Below are 19,234 nucleotides of genomic sequence, written 5' to 3'. Positions count from 1 at the left end.
AATCGCGTTGCCGGGTTGGCCGCGGCCCCTCTACCGCCCCGTCTTCACCTTCGTCCACAGCCGGTTGATGACCCGCTGCGTCGCCGGATCTCGCGCCGTGATGACGAATAGCTTTGAGAGCGTGGCGTCGTCCGGATAGATGTTCTTGTCGTTCAGGATTTTCGGGTCGACCAGCTTCTGGCTGGCGAGGTTGCCGTTGGCGTAGGACAGGAAGTCCGAGTTCCTGGCGGCGACGTCCGGACGATAGAGATAATTGATCAGCTCGTAGGCTTCCCTGACGTTCCTGGCATCTGTAGGGATCGCGAGATTGTCGAAGAACATCTGCGCGCCCTCCTTCGGGATGGCGTAGCCGATCTCGATGCCGCTGCCATTGCCTTTCCTGGCTTCGGCAGCACGGGCGCGGGCCTGCATGATGTCGCCGGACCAGCCGACCACGAAGCAGATCTCGCCGGTGGCAAGCGCGCTCAGATATTCGGAGGAATGAAACTTGCGCACGAAGGGCCGCACTTTCGCGACGACATCGGCAGCCTTCTCCAGGTCAGTCTGCTTGGTCGAGTTCGGATCGAGCCCGAGATAGCTCAACGCCGCCGGAAAGATGTCGTCAGCGGAGTCGAGCATGTGCACGCCGCAATCTCTAAATTTTGCCAGGTTCTCCGGCTTGAAGACGATGTCCCAGCTGTCGATCTTCACGTCCGGCCCGAGGATCTGCTTCACCTTGGCGACGTTGTAGCCGATGCCCGTCGTGCCCCACATGTAGTTCGCGGCATAATCGTTGCCGGGATCGTAGGTCGCGAGGTTTTTGGTCACCATCGGCCAGGCGTTGGCGAGGTTCGGCAGCTTCGACTTGTCGAGCTTCTGGAAGATGTTGGCCTTGATCTGGCGCTGCAGGAAATAGGCGGTGGGCACCACGACGTCATAGCCGGACTTGCCGGCCATCAGGCGGGTCTCCAGCGTCTCGTTGGCGTCGAACGTGTCGTAGACCACCTTGATGCCGGTTTCCTTGGTGAAATTCTCAAGGAGGTCCGGCGCCATGTAGTTCGACCAGTTGTAGAAGTTGACGACCCGCTCCTCGGCGCCCGCCCCTTGCGAGAGCAACGTCAGCGCTGCGGCGATTGCGAGACCAATGCCAAAGCGAGAGCGGCTGACGTTCGTCATCTCGGTCTACCTCATGCGCCCGCGTATCGCGTCCGACAGCCGCTCCAGCGCGGTGTCGAGCGTCTGGTCCTTCTTGGCAAAGCAGAAGCGGACCACCGAGGTCACCGGGTCCTGCTCGTAGAACGCCGAGACCGGGATCGCCGCGACCTTGTAGTCTTTCACGATCCGCCAGCAGAACTCGGCATCGCTCTCGTTGAGCCCGAGCGGCGACAGGTCGACGGTGAGGAAGTAGGTGCCCTGCGACTTCAGCACGGGGAAGCCCAGGCTCTCCAGTCCCTTGGTCAGGCGGTCCCTGCTCCGCGTCAGATCCTTGCGCATCGACAGGAAGTACTCGTCCGGCTTGCCGAGGCCGTAGGCGACGGCGGCCTGGAGGTTCGGCGCGGTGGTGAAGGTCAGGAACTGGTGCACCTTGGCGGCGACGCGCAACAGCGGCGGCGCGGCGCAGACGAAGCCGATCTTCCAGCCGGTCAGCGAGAAGATCTTGCCGGCCGAGCCGACCTTGATGGTGCGCTCGCGCATGCCGGGGATGGTGATCAGCGGGATGTGCTTGTGCTCGTCGAAGGTGACGTGCTCCCAGACCTCGTCGCAGATCGCGATGACGTCGAATTCCTGGCAGTAGCGCGCGAGCAATTCGAGGTCCTCGCGCGGATAGACCACCGCGGAGGGATTCAAGGGGTTGTTGAACAGCACCGCCTTGGTCTTTGAATTGAAGACGCTTTTCAGCATGTCCTCATTCAGCCGCCAGCCCGGCGGCTCGAGCCGCACCAGGCGCGGAATGCCGCCGGCCTGGCGGATGATCGGCAGGTAGGAATCATAGACCGGCTGGAAGCAGACCACCTCGTCGCCGGGCTGCACCAACGACAGGATCGCCGAGGTCAGCGCCTCGGTGCCGCCCGAGGTCACCATCACCTCGCTCATCGGATCGAGCTTGAGGTTGTGCCAATGGCCGTAATGGGTCGCGATCGCCTGGCGCAGTTCAGGGATGCCCATCATCGACGGATACTGGTTGTAGCCGTTGAGCGAGGCGTCGGCGGCGGCGCGGCGAATGTCGTCCGGACCGGGATCGTCAGGAAAGCCCTGGCCGAGATTGATGGCGTTGTTGTCGCGCGCGGCCTGCGACATCGCCTCGAAGATGGTGACGGGAAGGTCGGCGAAGACCCTGTTCAGCGAAGAGCTCTTGGTCGTCATCGCCGGGTCAGCCACCGACCTTGCTGGGAAGACCCGCCGCCTTCCAGCCGAGCATGCCGCCGGCCAGATGCTTGTCGTAAGGCAGGCCCGCGGCCTGGGCGGCGAGCGAGGCGGTCACCGAGCGCTTGCCCGAGCGGCAGGCGAACACGACCTCCTTGCCTTGCGGATCGGGGATCGCCTTGGGGTCGAAGGTCGAGAGCGGCACGACCACGCCGTAAGGATAAGCCTCCGCCTCGACCTCGTTCGGCTCACGGACGTCGACGAGCAGATAGCGCCCTTCCGCGACACCCTTGGAAACCTCCTCGGGGGTCAGATCCTGTACTTGATTTGCCACATCATCCTCCAACGTCGCGGGGCGCTTTCCGGGCGATCCCGGCGGGCGGCAACCTCGCCTCTTGGCATGCGAAAATCAAGCGCTACAACGGCTTGAGCTGCCTTGCGCAAGTTAAAGCTAAATCGCAGCGACTTGAAGTGCGACCTTCAAACGGAGGATCAGATCGTGACCTGCGTGCCGACCTCGACCACGCGGCCGCTCGGGATCTGGAAATAGTCGGTGGCATCGTTGGCGGAGCGGCTGAGCGAGATGAACAGCCTATCCTGCCAGCGCGGCATACCCGAATGGGCGGCGGGCTTGAGCGCCCTGCGCGACAGGAAGAACGAGGTCGACATGATGTCGAACTGCCAGCCGAGCTTGCGCGCGATGGCCAGCGCCTTCGGCACGTTGGGCGATTCCATGAAGCCGAACTTCAGCGTCACCTTGGAGAAGGTCGGGCTGATCTGCTCCAGCTTCACGCGCTCGGCCGGATCGATGCGCGGGGTCTGCGCGGTCTCGATGGTGAGAATGACATTCTTCTCGTGAAGCACTTTGTAGTGTTTCAGACTATGCATCAGCGCGGTCGGCGCGCTCAGGGGATCGCTGGTCAGGAACACGGCCGTTCCGGGCACCCGTTGCGGCGGCCGTTTCTCCAGCATCGCCACGAGGTCGGCGAGCGGGAATTCGAGCTTGCGCGACTTCTCGAACAAGAGCCGGCTGCCGCGCCGCCAAGTGTACATCAGGAGGATCATGAGGGCGCCGAGCGCCAGCGGCACCCAGCCGCCCTCGAACACCTTGAGCAAATTGGCGGCCAGGAAGGTCAGGTCGAGGAACAGGAACGGCGCGATCAAGGCGGCAGCGGCGAGCGGCGACCACCGCCAGACCTTCCAGATCACGACGAAGCCCATCATCGCCGTAACCACCATGGTGCCGGTGACGGAGATGCCGTAGGCGGAGGCCAGCGCACTGGAGGAGCGGAACAAGAGCACCAGTAGCATCACCGCGACCAGCAGCAGCTGGTTGATGCGCGGGATGAAGATCTGGCCGGAATGGGCTTCGGACGTATGGCGAATTTCGAAGCGCGGCAGCAGGCCGAGCTGGATCGCCTGACGCGTGAGCGAATAGGCGCCGGTGATGACCGCCTGGCTGGCGATGACGGTGGCGGCGGTGGCGAGCACGACCATGCCGCCACGGAACCAGCCTTGCGGAAACAACTGGAAGAACGGGCTCTCGATCGCGCCGGGATCGCCGAGCACCAGAGCGCCCTGCCCCAGATAGTTCAACGCCAGCGAGGGCAGCACGATGAACATCCAGGCGGTCTGGATCGGCCGCTTGCCGAAATGGCCGAGGTCGGCATAGAGCGCCTCGGCGCCGGTGACCGCCAGAAACACGGCACCCAGCGTCACGAAGCCGATGATGCCGTGGTGGAGCATGAAGGACACCGCGTACAGCGGGTTCAAAGCGAACAGAACTTGCGGCTGCTGGATGATTGGATGGACCGCCGCCACCGCAATCACGGCGAACCAGACGCACATCACCGGGCCGAAGAAGGCCGCGACGCGGGCGGTGCCGCGCGATTGCACGGCGAACAGGACGACCAGGATCACCACCGTCAGCGGCACGACGTAAGGCTCGAACGTCGCAGTGACGTCCTTCATGCCTTCCACCGCCGACAGCACCGACAGCGCCGGCGTGATCACGGCATCGCCGTAGAACAAGGCGCCGGAGATGATGCCGAGCAGGACGATGGTCGCCCCGCCGGTGCCGACTGCGCGCTGGGCCAGTGCCATCAGCGCGAGCGTGCCCCCCTCACCGTTGTTGTCGGCGCGGAGCAGGATCACGACGTATTTGAGCGTCACCACGACGATGAGTGCCCACAAGATCAGGGAGACCACGCCAAGGATCGCCGCCGTCGTCGGCGTCCCCTCGGCGCCTGAAGCCGCGGTCACCGCCTCGCGGAACGCGTAGAGCGGGCTGGTGCCGATGTCGCCATAGACCACGCCGATGCTACCGAGCGTCAGCGCACCGAAACCGGCGGTCGTGTGGGCATCGCCATGCCCATTGGCCGCCGCCGTTTCCGGGGCGGGAACTGCTACGTCACTTGTCATGGGAGAGCCTGGTGGCCTCTAAAAATGCTTCACTGCACAATGGCGGAGGAGCGCGCGCGGCTTATAGTCCTGCGCTGATGGCATAGCCTAGCCCGATTTTGGGCCCTTGGCATGCAAAATCCGCATGGGTCCGCAATTGCGTCCCGATGGAAGGTTCAAATGGTGACCTGGGTTCCGACTTCAACCACCCGCCCGGTCGGAATCTGAAAATAGTCGGTGGCGTCGTTGGCGGACCGGCTGAGCGCGATAAACAGGTGGTCCTGCCAGAGCGGCATGCCCGACTGCGCCGAGGCCTTCAGCGAGCGCCGCGACACGAAGAACGACGTCGACATGATGTCGAACTGCCAGCCCTGCTTGCGCGCGATCGCGAGCGCCTTGGGCACGTTCGGCTGCTCCATGAAGCCGAAGCGCAAGCGGACCTTGGAGAACTTCTCGCTGATCTTCTCCATCTTGAAGCGCTCGGAGAGATCGACCCGCGGCGTGTGTGCGGTTTCGATGGTCAGAATCACATTGTGCTCGTGCAGCACCTTGTTGTGCTTGAGATTGTGCAGGAGCGCGGTCGGCACGAAGGCGGGATCGCTGGTCAAAAACACCGCCGTGCCCTTGACGATGTGCGGCGGCCGCTTCTCCAGGGTGCGGATCAGATCGTCCAGCGGCACCTCGATCCGGCGTGTCTTCTGGATCAGGATCCCCGAGCCGCGCCGCCAGGTCCAGATCGTCCCCGCCATCGCCGCACCGAACAGCAGCGGCACCCAGGCGCCTTCGAGCAGCTTGAGCAGGTTGGCGCTGAAGAAGGTCATGTCCACCATGACGAAAGGCAGGATGACGACCGCAGCGGTCGCGGCCTTCCAGTTCCACAATTTCCAGATCACCACGAAGCCCATGATGCCGTCGGCGACCATGGTGGTGGAGACCGCAATGCCATAGGCCGAAGCCAGATTGCTGGGCGTGTGGAACAACAGCACCAGCAGCATCACGCCGATCAGCAGCAGCCGGTTGACGCGCGGCAGATAGATCTGGCCGGCATGGGCCTCGGAGGTGTAGCGCACCTCGAAGCGCGGCAGGAGGCCAAGCTGCACCGCCTGATAGACCAGCGAATAGGCGCCGGTGATCACCGCCTGGCTGGCGATGACGGTGGCTGCAGTTGCAAGCCCGACCAGCGGTAGCACCAGATGCTCGGGCACCATGCGATAGAACGAGTGCTCGATCGCGCTCGGGTCGGACAGCACCAGCGCGCCCTGCCCGAAATAGTTGATCAGCAGCGCCGGCAGCACGAAAAACATCCAGGCCGACTGGATCGGCTTGCGGCCGAAATGGCCGAGGTCGGCATAGAGCGCCTCGCCACCAGTCACGGCGAGGAAGACCGCGCCGAGTGTCACCAGACCGATCGTGCCGTGCGACAGCAGGAATTGGAACGCATAATAGGGATTGATCGCGGCCAGCACCGACGGATCGTCGGCGATGTGAATGACGCCCAGCACCGCCAGAACCGTAAACCAGACCACCATCACCGGCCCGAAGGCCGAGGCCACCAGCGCGGTCCCCTTGCTCTGGACCGCGAACAGCAGCACCAGGATCAGCACCGTGAGCGGCACGACATAGTGCTCGAACGCGGGCGTCGCGAGCTTGAGGCCGTCGACCGCCGACAACACCGAGATCGCCGGCGTGATCATGGAATCGCCGATGAACATCGAGGCGCCGACCACGCCGAGCGCGAGCAGGAACCAGCTCCGCCGCCCCAGCGCCCGTTGGCCGAGCGCCATCAGCGAGAGCGTGCCACCCTCCCCGTTATTGTCTGCGCGCAGCAGCAGCAGCACGTATTTGGCGGTGACGACGATCAGCAGCGCCCACAGGATCAGCGACAGCACGCCAAGCACCATGATCCGCGTTGCCGGCTCGCCGTGGGCTGCCCCTCTGACTGCCTCGTGGAACGCATAGAGCGGCGAGGTGCCGATGTCGCCGAACACGACACCGATGCTCCCGAGCGTGAGGGACCAAAAACCTGAGGTGACCGGCCCTTCCTGGGTCTCGGTCGATGTGATGCTCGCCGTCATGAGGGTGGAAAACGCTCCGTCCCTGGAATTGATCCGGCGCCTTTTGACGCTTCCGGCGCGCCTGTCAATCGGCCCCACCACCATAGCAGGCGCGGCGGCAGATGCTGTGACGGCGGGGCCACGTTCGCCGCCTTCGCGACGAATAGCCTCAGGTAAGATGGTAGCACAAGGGCCTTAAAGTTTGGGCATGATCTCCGCGCAAACGCGTTCCGCGTTTGTCACGAGGGAAAACCGCTGCATACTTTTCCGGATCATGCCCTAAGGCTTCAAGTTCGGCGGCAGCGGCGGATCTTCACGCATCAAGGTGATGGTCACGCGGCGGTTCGCGGCCAGCGAGGGATCGTCCGGGAACAGCGGCTGGGTGTCCGCCTTGCCGGAGACGGCGAAGACATGTGACGGCGGCAGGCCCTCGCGCTCGAGGATCTGGCGCACGGCATTGGCGCGGTCGGCCGACAGGTCGAAGGCGCCGTAATCGCTGCGGGTCGGCACGAAGCCGGCCGCGGTGTGGCCGGCGATGGAGACGCGCAAAGGGGTCGCCTTGAGCGGGACCGCGAGCTTCTCGATCAGGCGGCGGGTGCGGTCGTAAGGTACCTTGGAGCCGTCCGCGAACATCGAGCGGCCGTCCTGGTCGACGATCTCGAGGTTGAGACCCTGCTTGGTCTCCTCGAACATGATGTGCTTGGACATCTCGGTCAGTTCCGGCATGTCCTGCAACGCCTGGCGCAGCGAGGCGGCGGCAAGCGCAAAATTGCGATCGATCTTCATCTTCGCACCCGAGGTGCGGTCGCGATCTTCCTGGTCCGGCGTCGGCGTGTTGGAGGCGTCCTCCGGCTCGATGTGGTCGACGTTCTTCAGCCGCGGGCGGGTCGGCAGGCCGTCCGACTCGACGATGCCGGCATAGCGCGCCTCGCTCTGGACGCCGAAGGCGTCGCGCATCGAGCCTGCGACGACCTTCAGCTTGTTGGCATCCTGGGTCGAGAAGGCGACGAGCATGACGAAGAAGCTCATCATCAGGCCCATCAGGTCGGCGAAGGTCACGAACCAGCCGTGACCGCCTCCGTGTGCATCGCCGCGTTTCTTCTTGGCCATGACCTAAATCCGATACCCACCGTCAGGCCGGGACCGGCTCGCCTTCGGCGTGGCGGTGCTTCTCGGGCAGATAGGCCAGCAGCATTTCGCGCACCAGCGTCGGGCTCTTGGAGTCGCGGATCATCAGGATGCCGTCGATGATCAGCGTGCGGTTGGTCTCTTCGTCCAGGAGCTTGCCATGCAGCTTGTCGGCGATCGGGATGCAGAACAGGTTGGCGACCAGCGCGCCGTAGAGCGTCGCGAGCAGCGCGGTCGCCATGAACGGGCCGAGCTTGGAGGGATCGGTCATGTTGGCGAACATCTGCACCATGCCGATCAGCGTGCCGACCATGCCGAAGGCGGGGGCGCAGTCGCCGACGGCGCGGTAGATCTTGCTGCCTTCGTCCAGATGCATCAGGAAATTGTCGCGGTCGCGCTCGAGATTGTCGCGGATGAAATCGAGGTCGTAGCCGTCGGCGACGTAGCGGATGCCCTTGGCGAGGAATGGCTCGTCGGTCTCTACTTTTTCGAGGCCCACCGGGCCCTGCTTGCGGGCGATCTCGGCGATGCGGGCGAGTTCGTCGACCAGATCGTGCGCCGACAGACGGCTCATCGTGAAGGCGAACTTGGCGCCGAGCGGCAGGCCGTGCATCAGCGCCGAGAGCGGAAAGCGGATCATGGTCGCTGCGGTCGAGCCGCCGAAGATGATGATCATCGCATGCTCGGAGACGAACATGTGAAGATCGCCCCCCAGCAGCATCATCACCGCGATGACGATAATGCCCGCCACGAGGCCGACGCTCGTCATGATATCCATGGGAGACTCCAACGCGTACGCAACAGCGGCCATCCTGGCCGGTGGCGCAGTCCAACCCCGGACCGCGTTGAAAACCCTAGAGCGCCGCCCTTAAAGCCGCGTAAAGGTTAAGTTCAGCAGGTGCGACGGAGCGGCGCGGCACGTCGAAAAGCCGGCGGCTTTGTCGTTCGGAGATATGAATCTCAACGCTTTGCTAACCATAAATGAGGCGCGTCAGGAAGAAAGTCCTGTCAGGCTCAGGCTGAGCGCACGCAAGCGCCTGCGCGCATCGGAATCATAGGCCTGCGGATTGGCGCGCGCCTCGTTCATGCCGTTGAAGAACAGGCCGCTGCTGCCGGCAACGTCGTCGCCTTCGACCAGATGCAGGATTGCCGAGCCGCCCTGCGCGACGGTCGAGATCGGCGTGATGCCGCCGGCGCGCACCATCGTGGTATTCATGTAGGTCGCCGGATGCAGCGCGTTGACGGTGACACCCGCGCCCTTCAGCTCTTCAGCAAGATCGATCGTGAACATGATCTGCGACAGCTTGCTCTGCGCATAGGCGCGCGAGCCGCTGTAGCCCTTCGTGATCATGACGTCATCGAAATCGATCGGATGCTGGCCGAGCGAAGCGACATTGACGATGCGCGACGGCGCGCCGGCCTTCAACAACGGCAGCAGCAGATGGGCGAGCAGGAACCCCGAGAGATAGTTCACGGCAAAGCGCAGTTCGTGACCGTCGCGGCTCTCCTGCCGTTGCGGCCCATCGCTCTGCGAGCCGATGCCGGCATTGCTGACGAAAACATCGAGGCGTTGATGATCCCGCGTCACGACCGCGGCGAGCTCGCGCGTGCCAGCCATCGACGACAGATCAGCCTGATAGAAGGTCGGCGCCATGTGGCCGGCCTTCACGATCTCGTCGATCAGCGCTTTTGCCCGCGCCGCATCGCGACCGTGGATCAGAACCTTCGCGCCTTCGCCAGCAAGGCGGGTTGCAACATAGCGCCCGACACCATCGGTCGAACCGGTGATCAGCACAGTCTTGCCGGCCATGTCCATGGCGTCACTCCGTCGATTTGGAAGCGAACTGCATCTACGTTGTCGTTCCACCTCTCCCTCCGGGGTCCCCTCGGGGGAGAGGTGTAGGAAACCTCAGTGAATCTCCGCCGAGCGCTTCAGCGCGGCCTTCAGCTTCTCCAGCGAGAAGTCCGGGCTGCGCGCGATCTCGAGGATCGGCGTCTCGCGGCGGCCGCAGAGCTCGGCGGCCTCGGGGAGTTTCGCGGCGACATCAAGCGGGATGATGATCGCGCCGTGCTGGTCGGCGTGGATCAGATCATCCGACTTCACGGTCATGCCGGCGACGCGCACCTCGCCGCCAAAGCTCTCGGCATGCACCCACGCATGCGACGGGCCGATCGAGCCGGCCAGCGCCTGGAAGCCCGGGGCCCATTGCGGAATGTCGCGGATCGAGCCGTCGGTGATGACGCCGAGGCAACCGAGCGCCTTGTGCACGTTGCTCTGCACCTCGCCCCAGAACGCGCCGTAGCCGACGTCGGGGCCGTCGATGTCCTGGATCACCGAGATCCGCGGCCCGTGACCGGTGCCAACATATTCGTAATATTCGATGCGGCGCTTCGACTGCTCTTCGGCGGGCAGCGACGATTTCAACACCGAGCGGATCGCGACGGTGCGGGCGTAGCCGACGATCGGCGGCAGATCCGGGAACGGGCAGACCAGCTGCCTGGTGGTGTAGCCGATCAGGCGGCGCTCGGGCGCCACGATCTCCATGGCGTTGCAGATCGTCGGCGTGTCATAGCGGCCCAGCGCTTCGAGGACGGAAGCGGGCAGCGGCCCGGTCGCAGAATTCGTCACGGCGTTCTCTCCCAGATTGGCGGCCGCTGTTGGCGCGGTACCGCCGGCACAGGGCGATATAGCCGAGATCGGGCCTCAACCCAACTCAGGCGCTCTCATGGCAGCTATCCGCGTGCGCTCGCTCAGTGCAGCCGTCCGGGCCGGTCGTCGTCATCGTGCGGCGGCTCGGACAGGTTTGCCAACGTCGGTGCAGACGGCGGCGACGGCACCTCGCCGCCTGCAGGCACTGTCGCTTCCGTTGCGCGGGCCTGATCGCGGTAGGATTTGTAGCCGAGCGGCAGGCCGAGCAGATAGAGCACCGTGCCGATCGAGAGCACGTGCCAGGGATAGGCGATCAGGATCGCGATGAAGACGATCACCGCGACGAACGCCGGCAGCACGAGCTCGGGCGGCACGCGCATCCGCTTGGTCTTGCCGGAGAACACCGGCAGCCGCGAGACCATCAGGAAGGCGATCAGCAGCGTATAGGCCGCCGTCACCGCCGCGGGCGCGCGGCCAAGCTCGAGGAAGGCGACGTAGATCGGCAGCAGCACGGTGATGGCGCCGGCCGGCGCCGGCACGCCGGTGAAGAAATTGGCCGCGAAAGCCGGCTTGTTCGGATCGTCCATGGTGGCGTTGAAGCGCGCGAGCCGCAAGCCGCCGGAGATCGCGAACACCATCGCGGCGATCCAGCCGGCATTGCCGAGCTCGTGCAGCTGCCAGAAGTACAGCATCAGGCCGGGGGCCACGCCGAAATTGACGAAGTCGGCGAGGCTGTCGAGCTCGGCGCCGAACTTGGACTGGCCCTTGATCAGGCGCGCGACGCGGCCGTCGATGCCGTCGAGCGCAGCCGCGAACACGATGGCGTAGACGGCGAGCGACATCCGCCCCTCGATCGACAGCCGGATCGAGGTCAGGCCGGCGCAGATCGCCAGCAGCGTGATGACGTTGGGCACCAGCATTCGCACCGGGATCGGGCGGAACCGCCGGCGGCGAATATCGGGATCTCTGTAGTCGTAGGGCGTCATTGGCGCGTCCTCACCTGTTGGCGAGATATAGCAAGCCGTGTTCCCTTCCGCCATTGCGGCGGAAGACCCCCGACACCGGCTTCTTGGTTAATTGGCGCGATAGGTGCGGCTGGGATCGTCTCCCGTGAGGTCGGCCAGGATGGTCTCGCCGGCGATCGCGGTCTGCCCTTCCGAAACCAGCGCCTTGGTCCCAACAGGCAGATAAACGTCGAGCCGCGAGCCGAACCGGATCAGGCCAAATCGTTCACCGGCGCCGACCGCCTGCCCTTCCTTGACGAAGCAGACGATGCGCTTGGCCACGAGGCCCGCGATCTGGATCACGCCGATGCGCCCCTGCGGAGTCGAGATCACCAGCGAATTGCGCTCATTGTCCTCGCTCGCCTTGTCGAGCTCGGCATTGATGAACAAGCCGGGCCGATAGGCAATGCGATCGACCCTGCCCGCGATCGGGCTCCGGTTCACATGGCAATTGAACACGCTCATGAACACCGAAATACGCGGCAGCGGCCGGTCGCCGAGCCCGAGCTCGGCCGGCGGCAGCGCCATGGTGATCATCGAGACGCGGCCGTCGGCGGGCGACACCACGAGCCCGTCGCGCACCGGCGTCACGCGCACGGGATCGCGGAAGAACAGCGCGCACCACACCGTGATAATGGTGCCGATCCACCCGAGCGGCGACCACAGCCAGAACAGGACGAGGCTTGCCAGCGCAAAGCCGCCAATGAAGGGATAGCCCTCCTTGTGGATCGGCGGGATCTGACGCTGGATCGAATCGAGAATGGACATCGCTATCTGCCGCTCAGGGGTTGATGGCGCGGGTCGTCTCGCGCACCGGAGTTGTTTAGGCCAGAGTTGGGACCCGAGACAAGCTCACTCCGCGGCCGCTTGCGCTGTGAGGGCGTCCTCGACCGGGGGCGGCTCCCGGTTGGGCGCCTCGCTGCTGTCGGCCATCCGGGCCAGTTTCTCGCGTGCGGCCTCGGCTTCACGCTGCCTGTTCCACATGCTGGCATAGAGACCGCCCTGTGCAAGCAGGGTGGCATGGGTACCGCGCTCTGCGATCCGGCCCTGGTCCAGCACGATGATCTCGTCGGCGCCGACGATGGTCGAGAGCCGGTGGGCGATCACGAGCGAGGTGCGGTTCTTCGCTACGCGGTCGAGCGCGCCCTGGATCTCGTGCTCGGTGTGGGTGTCGAGCGCCGAGGTCGCCTCGTCCAGCACCAGGATCGGCGGCGCCTTCAACACGGTACGCGCGATTGCGACGCGCTGCTTCTCGCCACCCGACAGTTTCAGGCCGCGCTCGCCGACCTGGGTCTCGTAGCCCTTGGGCGACATGCGGATGAAATGGTCGATCTGTGCGAGGCGCGCCGCCTCCTCGACCTCGTCATCGCCAGCGTCCCAGCGGCCGTAGCGGATGTTGTAGCGGATGGTGTCGTTGAACAGCACCGTATCCTGCGGCACCATGCCGATCGAGGCGCGCAAGCTCGCCTGCGTGACCTCGCGGATGTCCTGGCCGTCGATCAGGATTTTTCCGCCGGAGATGTCGTAAAGGCGGAACAGCAGCCGCGAAATGGTCGACTTGCCGGCGCCGGACGGGCCAACGATCGCGACCGTCTTGCCCGCGGGCACCTCGAAGCTGATGCCTTTGAGGATCGGCCGCGTCGGCTCATAGGCAAAGCGCACGTCCTCGAACCGCACGGTGCCGGCAGAGACGGCCAGCGGCTGCGCGCCGGGCTCATCCTTGATCTCGGCCTCGCGGCCAATCACGCCGAACATCTTCTCGATGTCGATGATTGCCTGCTTGATCTCGCGATAGACCATGCCCATGAAGTTCAGGGGCTGGTAGACCTGGATCATCATCGCGTTGACCAGCACGAAATCGCCGACCGTATTGGTGCCGTTGCGCACACCGATCGCGCACATCAGCATGGTCGCGGTCAGGCCCAGCGTGAAGATCACGGCCTGCCCGGTGTTGAGCACGGCGAGCGAGGTATAGGTGTGAACGCTCGCCTCCTCGTAGCGCGCGACCGATTTGTCGTAGCGCTGCGCCTCGCGGGCCTCGGCGCTGAAATATTTGACTGTCTCGTAGTTGAGCAGCGAGTCGATCGCCTTGGTGTTCGCCTCGGTGTCGGAATCGTTCATTTTGCGGCGGATGCCGATCCGCCATTCGGTCGCGATGTAGGTGTAGTACATGTAGAGCGTGACCGTGATCAGCGTCGCCGCCACGTAGCGCCAGTCGAACTGCCAGAGCAGCACGGCCATCAGCAGCGAGACCTCGACGATGGTCGGGATCAGCTGCAGGATCACCATGCGCACGATGACCTCGATGCCCTCGCGGCCGCGCTCGAGCACCCGCGTCAGGCCGCCGGTCTTGCGCTCGAGATGAAAGCGCAATGACAGCTCGTGCATGTGGACGAAGGTGATGGTGGCAAGCTTGCGCACCGCGTGCATGGCGACACGCGCAAAGATGCCGTCGCGCCATTGCGTCAGCATCGCCATCACGATGCGCATGACGCCGTAGCTCGCGGTCAAGAGCAAGGGCGAAGCGACCACCCAGAGGTGCCAGTTGTCGGCCTGCACCGGCGCGGTGTTGGCTCCCGTGAGCGCGTCGGTTGCCCATTTGAAGCTGAACGGCACCATCAACGTAATCAGCTTGGCGGCGAGCAGCAGCACCATCGACCAGACCACGCGCATCTTCAGGTCGAAGCGGTCGCCCGGCCAGATATAGGGCCACAGATGCGCCAGTGTGCCCATCAGGGTAGCCCGCTCCAGCGGTCCAGCCGCAGGCTCTGGCACGTCGGGAACGTCTGGCGAATAAGGTGGGCTCATCAAGAAACCTGAAGGCCCGCCGGATGCGGGCGCGGTGCGATTAACTGTTTTCGCTCGTCATATAGAAGCTTCCAGGGGCGAGCGCACCCCGCTAGGTGGCGAATCTTCGATTGTTTGTCGCCATTTACCGGTAGATTTCCGGGTGGTCCGAATCACCGATTGGGCTTGACGCCCCTTCGCTGCAATGCATCATGGTGCCAATGAGCACGATCAAAACTGTCTGTGTCTATTGCGGCTCCGGTCCCGGAACCAATCCCCACTTCACCGAAGGCGCCAAGGCATTCGGCAAGGCGCTCGCCGAAAACAACATCCGCCTGGTCTATGGCGGCGGCTCGCTTGGCCTGATGGGTTCGGTCGCGACCTCCGTGCTCGATCACGGCGGCACCGTCACCGGCATCATTCCTGAATTCCTCCGGAAGCGCGAGAATGCGCTGACCCGCGTGCAGGAAATGATCGTCACCCCCGACATGCACGAGCGCAAGCGGCTGATGTTCGAGCGCTCCGACGCCTTCGTGGCGCTGCCGGGCGGCGTCGGCACGCTGGAGGAGCTGGTCGAGCAATTGACCTGGAAGCAGCTCGGCCGTCACGCCAAGCCCGTGCTGCTCGCCAACATCGACAATTTCTGGGAGCCGCTGTTCTCGCTGCTGTCGCATATGCGCCAGACCGAGTTCATCCGCGCCGGCCTTTCGATCGATATCCTCAAGGCCGATCGCGTCGAGGACATCTTGCCGAAGCTGAAATCGGCCGTGGCCCAGATCGCCGAGGCGGAAAAGCAGCTCGCCCCGGACGTCGCGCGCAAGCTGTAATCACTCCTGCGGAAACGTCACCGCCTCGATCCGGTTACCATCGGGATCGACGACGAAGGCTGCGTAGTAACGCACGCGATCGTGTGGGCGGATGCCCGGCGCGCCATCGGATGCGCCGCCGCTCGCAAGCGCGGCGGCGTGAAACGCATCGACCTCGCCTGTCGTCTTCGCCCGCAGGCAGATGTGTACGCCGCTCTCCGGCGGCACATGCGGCATCGCCTCACGCAGATTGATCCAGAATTCGGGATAGGCCCTGCCGAAGCCGACCGTGCGCGGCCGTGTGATGAGGCGCGTGAGCCCGAGGGCGGCGAGCGTGGCCTCGTAGAATTTAGCGGCGCGTTCGAGATCGCTGACGCCGACGGAGATGTGGTCGATCATTGGAGTCCCCTTCGCATCGCCAACTCCTCATCCTGAGGAGCGCGGAACGCGCGTCTCGAAGGATGAAGGCCCGGCTGGTGGCCTCGCCCTTCGAGACGCGCGCCAAGAGCGCGCTCCTCAGGGTGAGGGTCTGGCTTGCCCACTCGCCTCGCGACTGCGCCCCCTACGCCGGCGCGCCCGACTTCACGAGCTTGTAGATCACCGAATCCATCAGCGCCTGGAACGAGGCGTCGATGATGTTCGGGGACACGCCGACCGTGGTCCAGCGATCGCCATTCTCGTCCTCGCTCTCGATCAGCACGCGCGTGACCGCGCCGGTGCCGCCATTGAGGATGCGCACGCGGTAGTCGATCAGCGTCAGGCCCTCGATGTACTTCTGATACTTGCCGAGGTCCTTGCGCAGCGCGACGTCGAGCGCGTTGACGGGACCGTTGCCTTCGGCTGCCGAGATCAGATGCTCGCCGGCGACGTCGACCTTCACGACAGCAAGCGCGACAGTGACGCGCTCGCCGTGCGAATTGTAGCGCTGCTCGACATTGACGTCGAACTGTTCGACCTCGAAATAATGCGGCACCTTGCCGAGCGTCCGGCGCGCCAGCAGATCGAACGAGGCGTTGGCGGATTCATAGGCGTAGCCCGCAGCCTCCCGCTGCTTCAATTCCTCGACCAGCCGCGTCAGCTTCGGATCGCTTTTCTCGTAGGCGATGCCGGCGCGGTCGAGCTCGGCCATGACGTTGGAGCGGCCGGCCTGGTCGGACACCAGCACCTTGCGATGATTGCCGACCGTTTCCGGCAACACATGCTCGTAGGTCTGCGGATCCTTCATCACGGCGGAGGCATGAATGCCGGTCTTGGTGACGAAGGCGCTCTCGCCGACATAGGCGGCATGGCGGTTCGGCACGCGGTTAAGCATGTCGTCGAGCGTGCGCGAGACTTTGACGAGGGTCGCGAGCTTCTCCGGCGTGACGCTGATATCGAAAGCGTCCGAAAATTCCTTCTTCAATTTCAGCGTCGGGATCAGCGAGCAGAGGTTGGCGTTGCCGCAGCGCTCGCCGAGTCCGTTCAGCGTGCCCTGGATCTGCCGCGCACCGGCGCGAACCGCGGCCAGCGAATTCGCCACCGCCTGCTCGGTATCGTTATGAGCGTGGATGCCGACATGATCGCCGGGGATGTGCTCTGTCACCTCGGTGACGATGGCCTCGACCTCGTTCGGCATGGTGCCGCCATTGGTGTCGCACAGCACAATCCAGCGTGCACCGGCCTCATAGGCGGCCTTGGCGCAGGCGAGCGCGAAGCTCGCGTCTTCCTTGTAGCCGTCGAAAAAATGTTCGCAGTCGAGCATCACCTCGCGGCCGGCGGCCTTTGCGGCCGCGACGCTGTCGCGGATCGAGGCGAGGTTTTCCTCTTTCGTCGTCTCCAGCGCGACGCGCACCTGATACGCGGATGACTTCGCCACGAAGCAGATCGCATCGGCCTTCGCTTCCAGCAGCCCGGCGACGCCGGGATCGTTGGAGACCGAGCGCCCTGCCCGCCGCGTCATGCCGAAGGCGGTGAAGCGCGCATGGTTGAGCTTCGGCTTGCTGCCGAAAAATTCGGTGTCGAGCGGATTGGCGCCGGGATAGCCGCCCTCGACATAGTCGATGCCGAGATCGTCAAGCATCGCCGCGATGACCCGCTTGTCGGTCAGCGTGAAATCGACGCCGTTGGTCTGCGCGCCGTCGCGCAGCGTGGTGTCGAACAGATAAAGGTGCTCCTTGCTCATTGCGGCGCTCCGAGCGTCTTCTTCATGGTGGTGTTGGCGAGCCACTCATCATTGATGGTGACGCTGTTGCGCTGCATGGCGACATAGCCGCGCTTGGCGAAGAAATTCTGGGCGGTATCGCTGGCATCGACCGTGAGGGCCGCAGCACCGCGGCCGCCGGCGAGCTTTTCCAGCGCGTCGACCAGCATGGTCGCGATGCCCTGCCGGCTTACGGCCGGATGCACGTAAAGCATGCGGATGTGATCGGTGCCGCGCAGCGACGCGAAGCCGACGGGCGAACCGTCCAGCGTGGCGATCAGCGTCAGGTCGGCCGCCAGCCGCTTGCCGAACTCCTCAGTCTCGGCCGCCGCTATCCAGGCCTCCTGCTGCGCCTCGCTGTAATCGTCGCCGGTCAGCTCCTGGATGCTGGCGACGAAGATCGCGGCCAGCATCGGCACGTCGGCCGGCAAAAATGGCCGCAAACCAGGCTTGGGATGCGCTTGTGCCATCACGCGAGCTCCCAGGTCGTCACCGGCTTGCCGTCGGCATCCTTGCCGTCCTTGATCACGATGCCTTTGGCGGCGAGCTCATCACGGATGCGATCGGACTCCCTAAAGTCTTTTCGCGCGCGCGCAGCGGTGCGCTCCGCAATCAGGCGATCGATCTCGCCAGCGTCGACTCCGCTCGCCCGGCGCTTGCGGCCTTCCCATTGCGCCACGCTCTCGGACAGGAAGCCGAGCAGACGCAGCGAGGCTGAAAGGCCGGCCGCATCAGACGCATTGCGCAGACCATGCAGCGCCGCGATCGCCTGCGGCGTGTTGAGGTCGTCGAGCAGAGCGCCGACCACGGACGCTGCCGGCTTTGACGGCGCGACGTCGGCCGCAAAGCGATACCAGTCGTTGAGCGTCTTGGCGCTCTCCTCCAGCGACTTCATGGTCCAGTCGATCGGCGAGGTGTAGTGCGTCTTCAGCATGTTGAGGCGCAGCACCTCGCCCGGCCAGTCCTTAAGCAGCTCATGGATGGTGATGAAGTTGCCGAGGCTCTTCGACATCTTCTCGCTCTCGACCTGCAGGAAGCCGTTGTGCATCCAGTAGTTCGCCATGCGCTGCTGGTGGAAGGCGCAGCAGGTCTGGGCGACCTCGTTCTCGTGATGCGGAAACACGAGATCGATGCCGCCGCCATGGATGTCAAACTGCTCGCCGAGATGCTTCCAGGCCATGGCCGAGCACTCGATGTGCCAGCCCGGACGGCCCTCAGCCTTGATACCGGCCGGCGACGGCCAGGACGGCTCGCCCGGCTTCGACGGCTTCCACAGCACGAAGTCGGTCGAATCCTTCTTGTAGGGCGCGACGTCGACACGGGCGCCGGCGATCATCTCGTCAAGCGACCGCTTCGACAGCGCGCCATAGCGCGGCAGCCCGGAATTCGCCGCGTTCATCGCCTGCGGCGAGAACAGCACGTGGTCCTCGGCGGCATAGGCAAAGCCGCCCTTGACCAGCCGTTCGATGATCTCGCGCATCTCGCCGATGTGCTCGGTCGCACGCGGCTCGACGCTTGGCCGGAGCGCGCCAAGCGCATCGACGTCGGCGTGAAACTGCTTGCCGGTCTGCTCGGTGACCTCACGGATCGCCTCGTTCAGCGGCAGCCCTGGAAAATCCCGCGCGGCACGGTCGTTGATCTTGTCGTCGACGTCGGTGATGTTGCGGACGTATTTGACATGCGCCTCGCCGTAGATGTGCCGCAGCAGCCGAAACAGCACGTCGAACACGATCACCGGCCGTGCATTGCCGATATGGGCGAAGTCATAGACGGTCGGTCCGCAGACATACATGCGGACATTCTTCGCATCGAGCGGCACGAAGGTGCGCTTTTCCCGGCTCAACGTATCGTAGAGGCGCAAGTCCATGTGGATACCCATCGGC

At 64.5% G+C, this 19,234-nt stretch carries 16 protein-coding genes and 1 pseudogene; 1 reads left to right on the top strand and 16 read right to left on the bottom strand.

Annotated features, from left to right (window positions below; translation table 11 throughout):
- Positions 1–30: 30 nt before the first annotated feature.
- From YUA_RS0119465 to YUA_RS0119410, 12 genes and pseudogenes are all read right to left on the bottom strand, one after another.
- Complete coding sequence (locus YUA_RS0119465; protein ID WP_027532214.1) at positions 31–1,155, bottom strand: polyamine ABC transporter substrate-binding protein; 1,125 nt, start codon at positions 1,153–1,155, stop codon at positions 31–33.
- 6 nt (positions 1,156–1,161) lie between these two features.
- The gene (locus tag YUA_RS0119460) at positions 1,162–2,343 is read right to left on the bottom strand and encodes an aminotransferase (RefSeq protein WP_035971284.1); all 1,182 of its coding nucleotides are present in this window, start codon (positions 2,341–2,343) and stop codon (positions 1,162–1,164) included.
- Positions 2,344–2,350: 7 nt separating this feature from the next.
- A complete protein-coding gene (locus YUA_RS0119455; RefSeq protein WP_027532212.1) occupies positions 2,351–2,677 on the bottom strand; it encodes a rhodanese-like domain-containing protein in 327 nt (108 codons plus the stop codon).
- Positions 2,678–2,835: 158 nt separating this feature from the next.
- Complete coding sequence (locus YUA_RS0119450) at positions 2,836–4,764, bottom strand: potassium transporter Kup (protein WP_027532211.1); 1,929 nt, start codon at positions 4,762–4,764, stop codon at positions 2,836–2,838.
- Positions 4,765–4,919: 155 nt separating this feature from the next.
- Positions 4,920–6,818 carry a potassium transporter Kup gene (locus tag YUA_RS0119445; protein ID WP_027532210.1) on the bottom strand — a complete coding sequence of 633 codons (1,899 nt, stop codon included), beginning with the start codon at positions 6,816–6,818 and terminating at the stop codon, positions 4,920–4,922.
- A gap of 258 nt (positions 6,819–7,076) precedes the next feature.
- Entirely contained in the window at positions 7,077–7,907 is an 831-nt protein-coding gene (locus YUA_RS0119440) for a flagellar motor protein MotB (protein ID WP_027532209.1), read from the bottom strand.
- Positions 7,908–7,929: 22 nt separating this feature from the next.
- Complete coding sequence (locus YUA_RS0119435) at positions 7,930–8,703, bottom strand: motility protein A (protein ID WP_027532208.1); 774 nt, start codon at positions 8,701–8,703, stop codon at positions 7,930–7,932.
- Between the two features lie 213 nt (positions 8,704–8,916).
- Complete coding sequence (locus YUA_RS0119430) at positions 8,917–9,741, bottom strand: SDR family NAD(P)-dependent oxidoreductase (protein ID WP_027532207.1); 825 nt, start codon at positions 9,739–9,741, stop codon at positions 8,917–8,919.
- Between the two features lie 93 nt (positions 9,742–9,834).
- Positions 9,835–10,554, bottom strand: a complete 720-nt coding sequence (locus YUA_RS0119425) for an RraA family protein (RefSeq protein ID WP_027532206.1) — start codon at positions 10,552–10,554, stop codon at positions 9,835–9,837.
- Positions 10,555–10,676: 122 nt separating this feature from the next.
- A complete protein-coding gene (locus YUA_RS0119420; RefSeq protein WP_027532205.1) occupies positions 10,677–11,561 on the bottom strand; it encodes a phosphatidylcholine/phosphatidylserine synthase in 885 nt (294 codons plus the stop codon).
- An 87-nt stretch (positions 11,562–11,648) separates the two neighbouring features.
- A pseudogene (locus tag YUA_RS0119415) lies at positions 11,649–12,374 on the bottom strand (phosphatidylserine decarboxylase); the annotation flags it as partial.
- Between the two features lie 57 nt (positions 12,375–12,431).
- Entirely contained in the window at positions 12,432–14,387 is a 1,956-nt protein-coding gene (locus tag YUA_RS0119410; RefSeq protein WP_027532203.1) for an ABC transporter ATP-binding protein/permease, read from the bottom strand.
- A gap of 200 nt (positions 14,388–14,587) precedes the next feature.
- Between YUA_RS0119410 and YUA_RS0119405 the strand changes: the two genes are divergently transcribed.
- The gene (locus YUA_RS0119405) at positions 14,588–15,193 is read left to right on the top strand and encodes a TIGR00730 family Rossman fold protein (RefSeq protein ID WP_027532202.1); all 606 of its coding nucleotides are present in this window, start codon (positions 14,588–14,590) and stop codon (positions 15,191–15,193) included.
- Here the strand turns inward: YUA_RS0119405 and YUA_RS0119400 are convergent, their stop codons facing one another.
- The 4 genes from YUA_RS0119400 to cysS form a co-directional block, all read right to left on the bottom strand.
- Positions 15,194–15,571, bottom strand: coding sequence for a VOC family protein (locus YUA_RS0119400; protein ID WP_027532201.1), 378 nt, complete (start codon positions 15,569–15,571; stop codon positions 15,194–15,196).
- Positions 15,572–15,734: 163 nt separating this feature from the next.
- On the bottom strand, positions 15,735–17,333 hold the full coding sequence (cimA, locus tag YUA_RS0119395) for a citramalate synthase (RefSeq protein ID WP_027532200.1): 1,599 nt from the start codon (positions 17,331–17,333) through the stop codon (positions 15,735–15,737).
- Entirely contained in the window at positions 17,330–17,821 is a 492-nt protein-coding gene (locus YUA_RS0119390) for a GNAT family N-acetyltransferase (protein ID WP_027532199.1), read from the bottom strand. The genes cimA and YUA_RS0119390 overlap by 4 nt, the downstream gene beginning before the upstream one ends.
- Entirely contained in the window at positions 17,821–19,218 is a 1,398-nt protein-coding gene (gene cysS / locus YUA_RS0119385) for a cysteine--tRNA ligase (RefSeq protein ID WP_027532198.1), read from the bottom strand. The genes YUA_RS0119390 and cysS overlap by 1 nt, the downstream gene beginning before the upstream one ends.
- Between the last annotated feature and the right edge of the window lie 16 nt (positions 19,219–19,234).

It is taken from the genome of Bradyrhizobium sp. WSM3983 (assembly GCF_000473045.1).
Lineage (GTDB): Bacteria > Pseudomonadota > Alphaproteobacteria > Rhizobiales > Xanthobacteraceae > Bradyrhizobium.
This window is presented reverse-complemented; position numbering and strand designations above follow the sequence as displayed.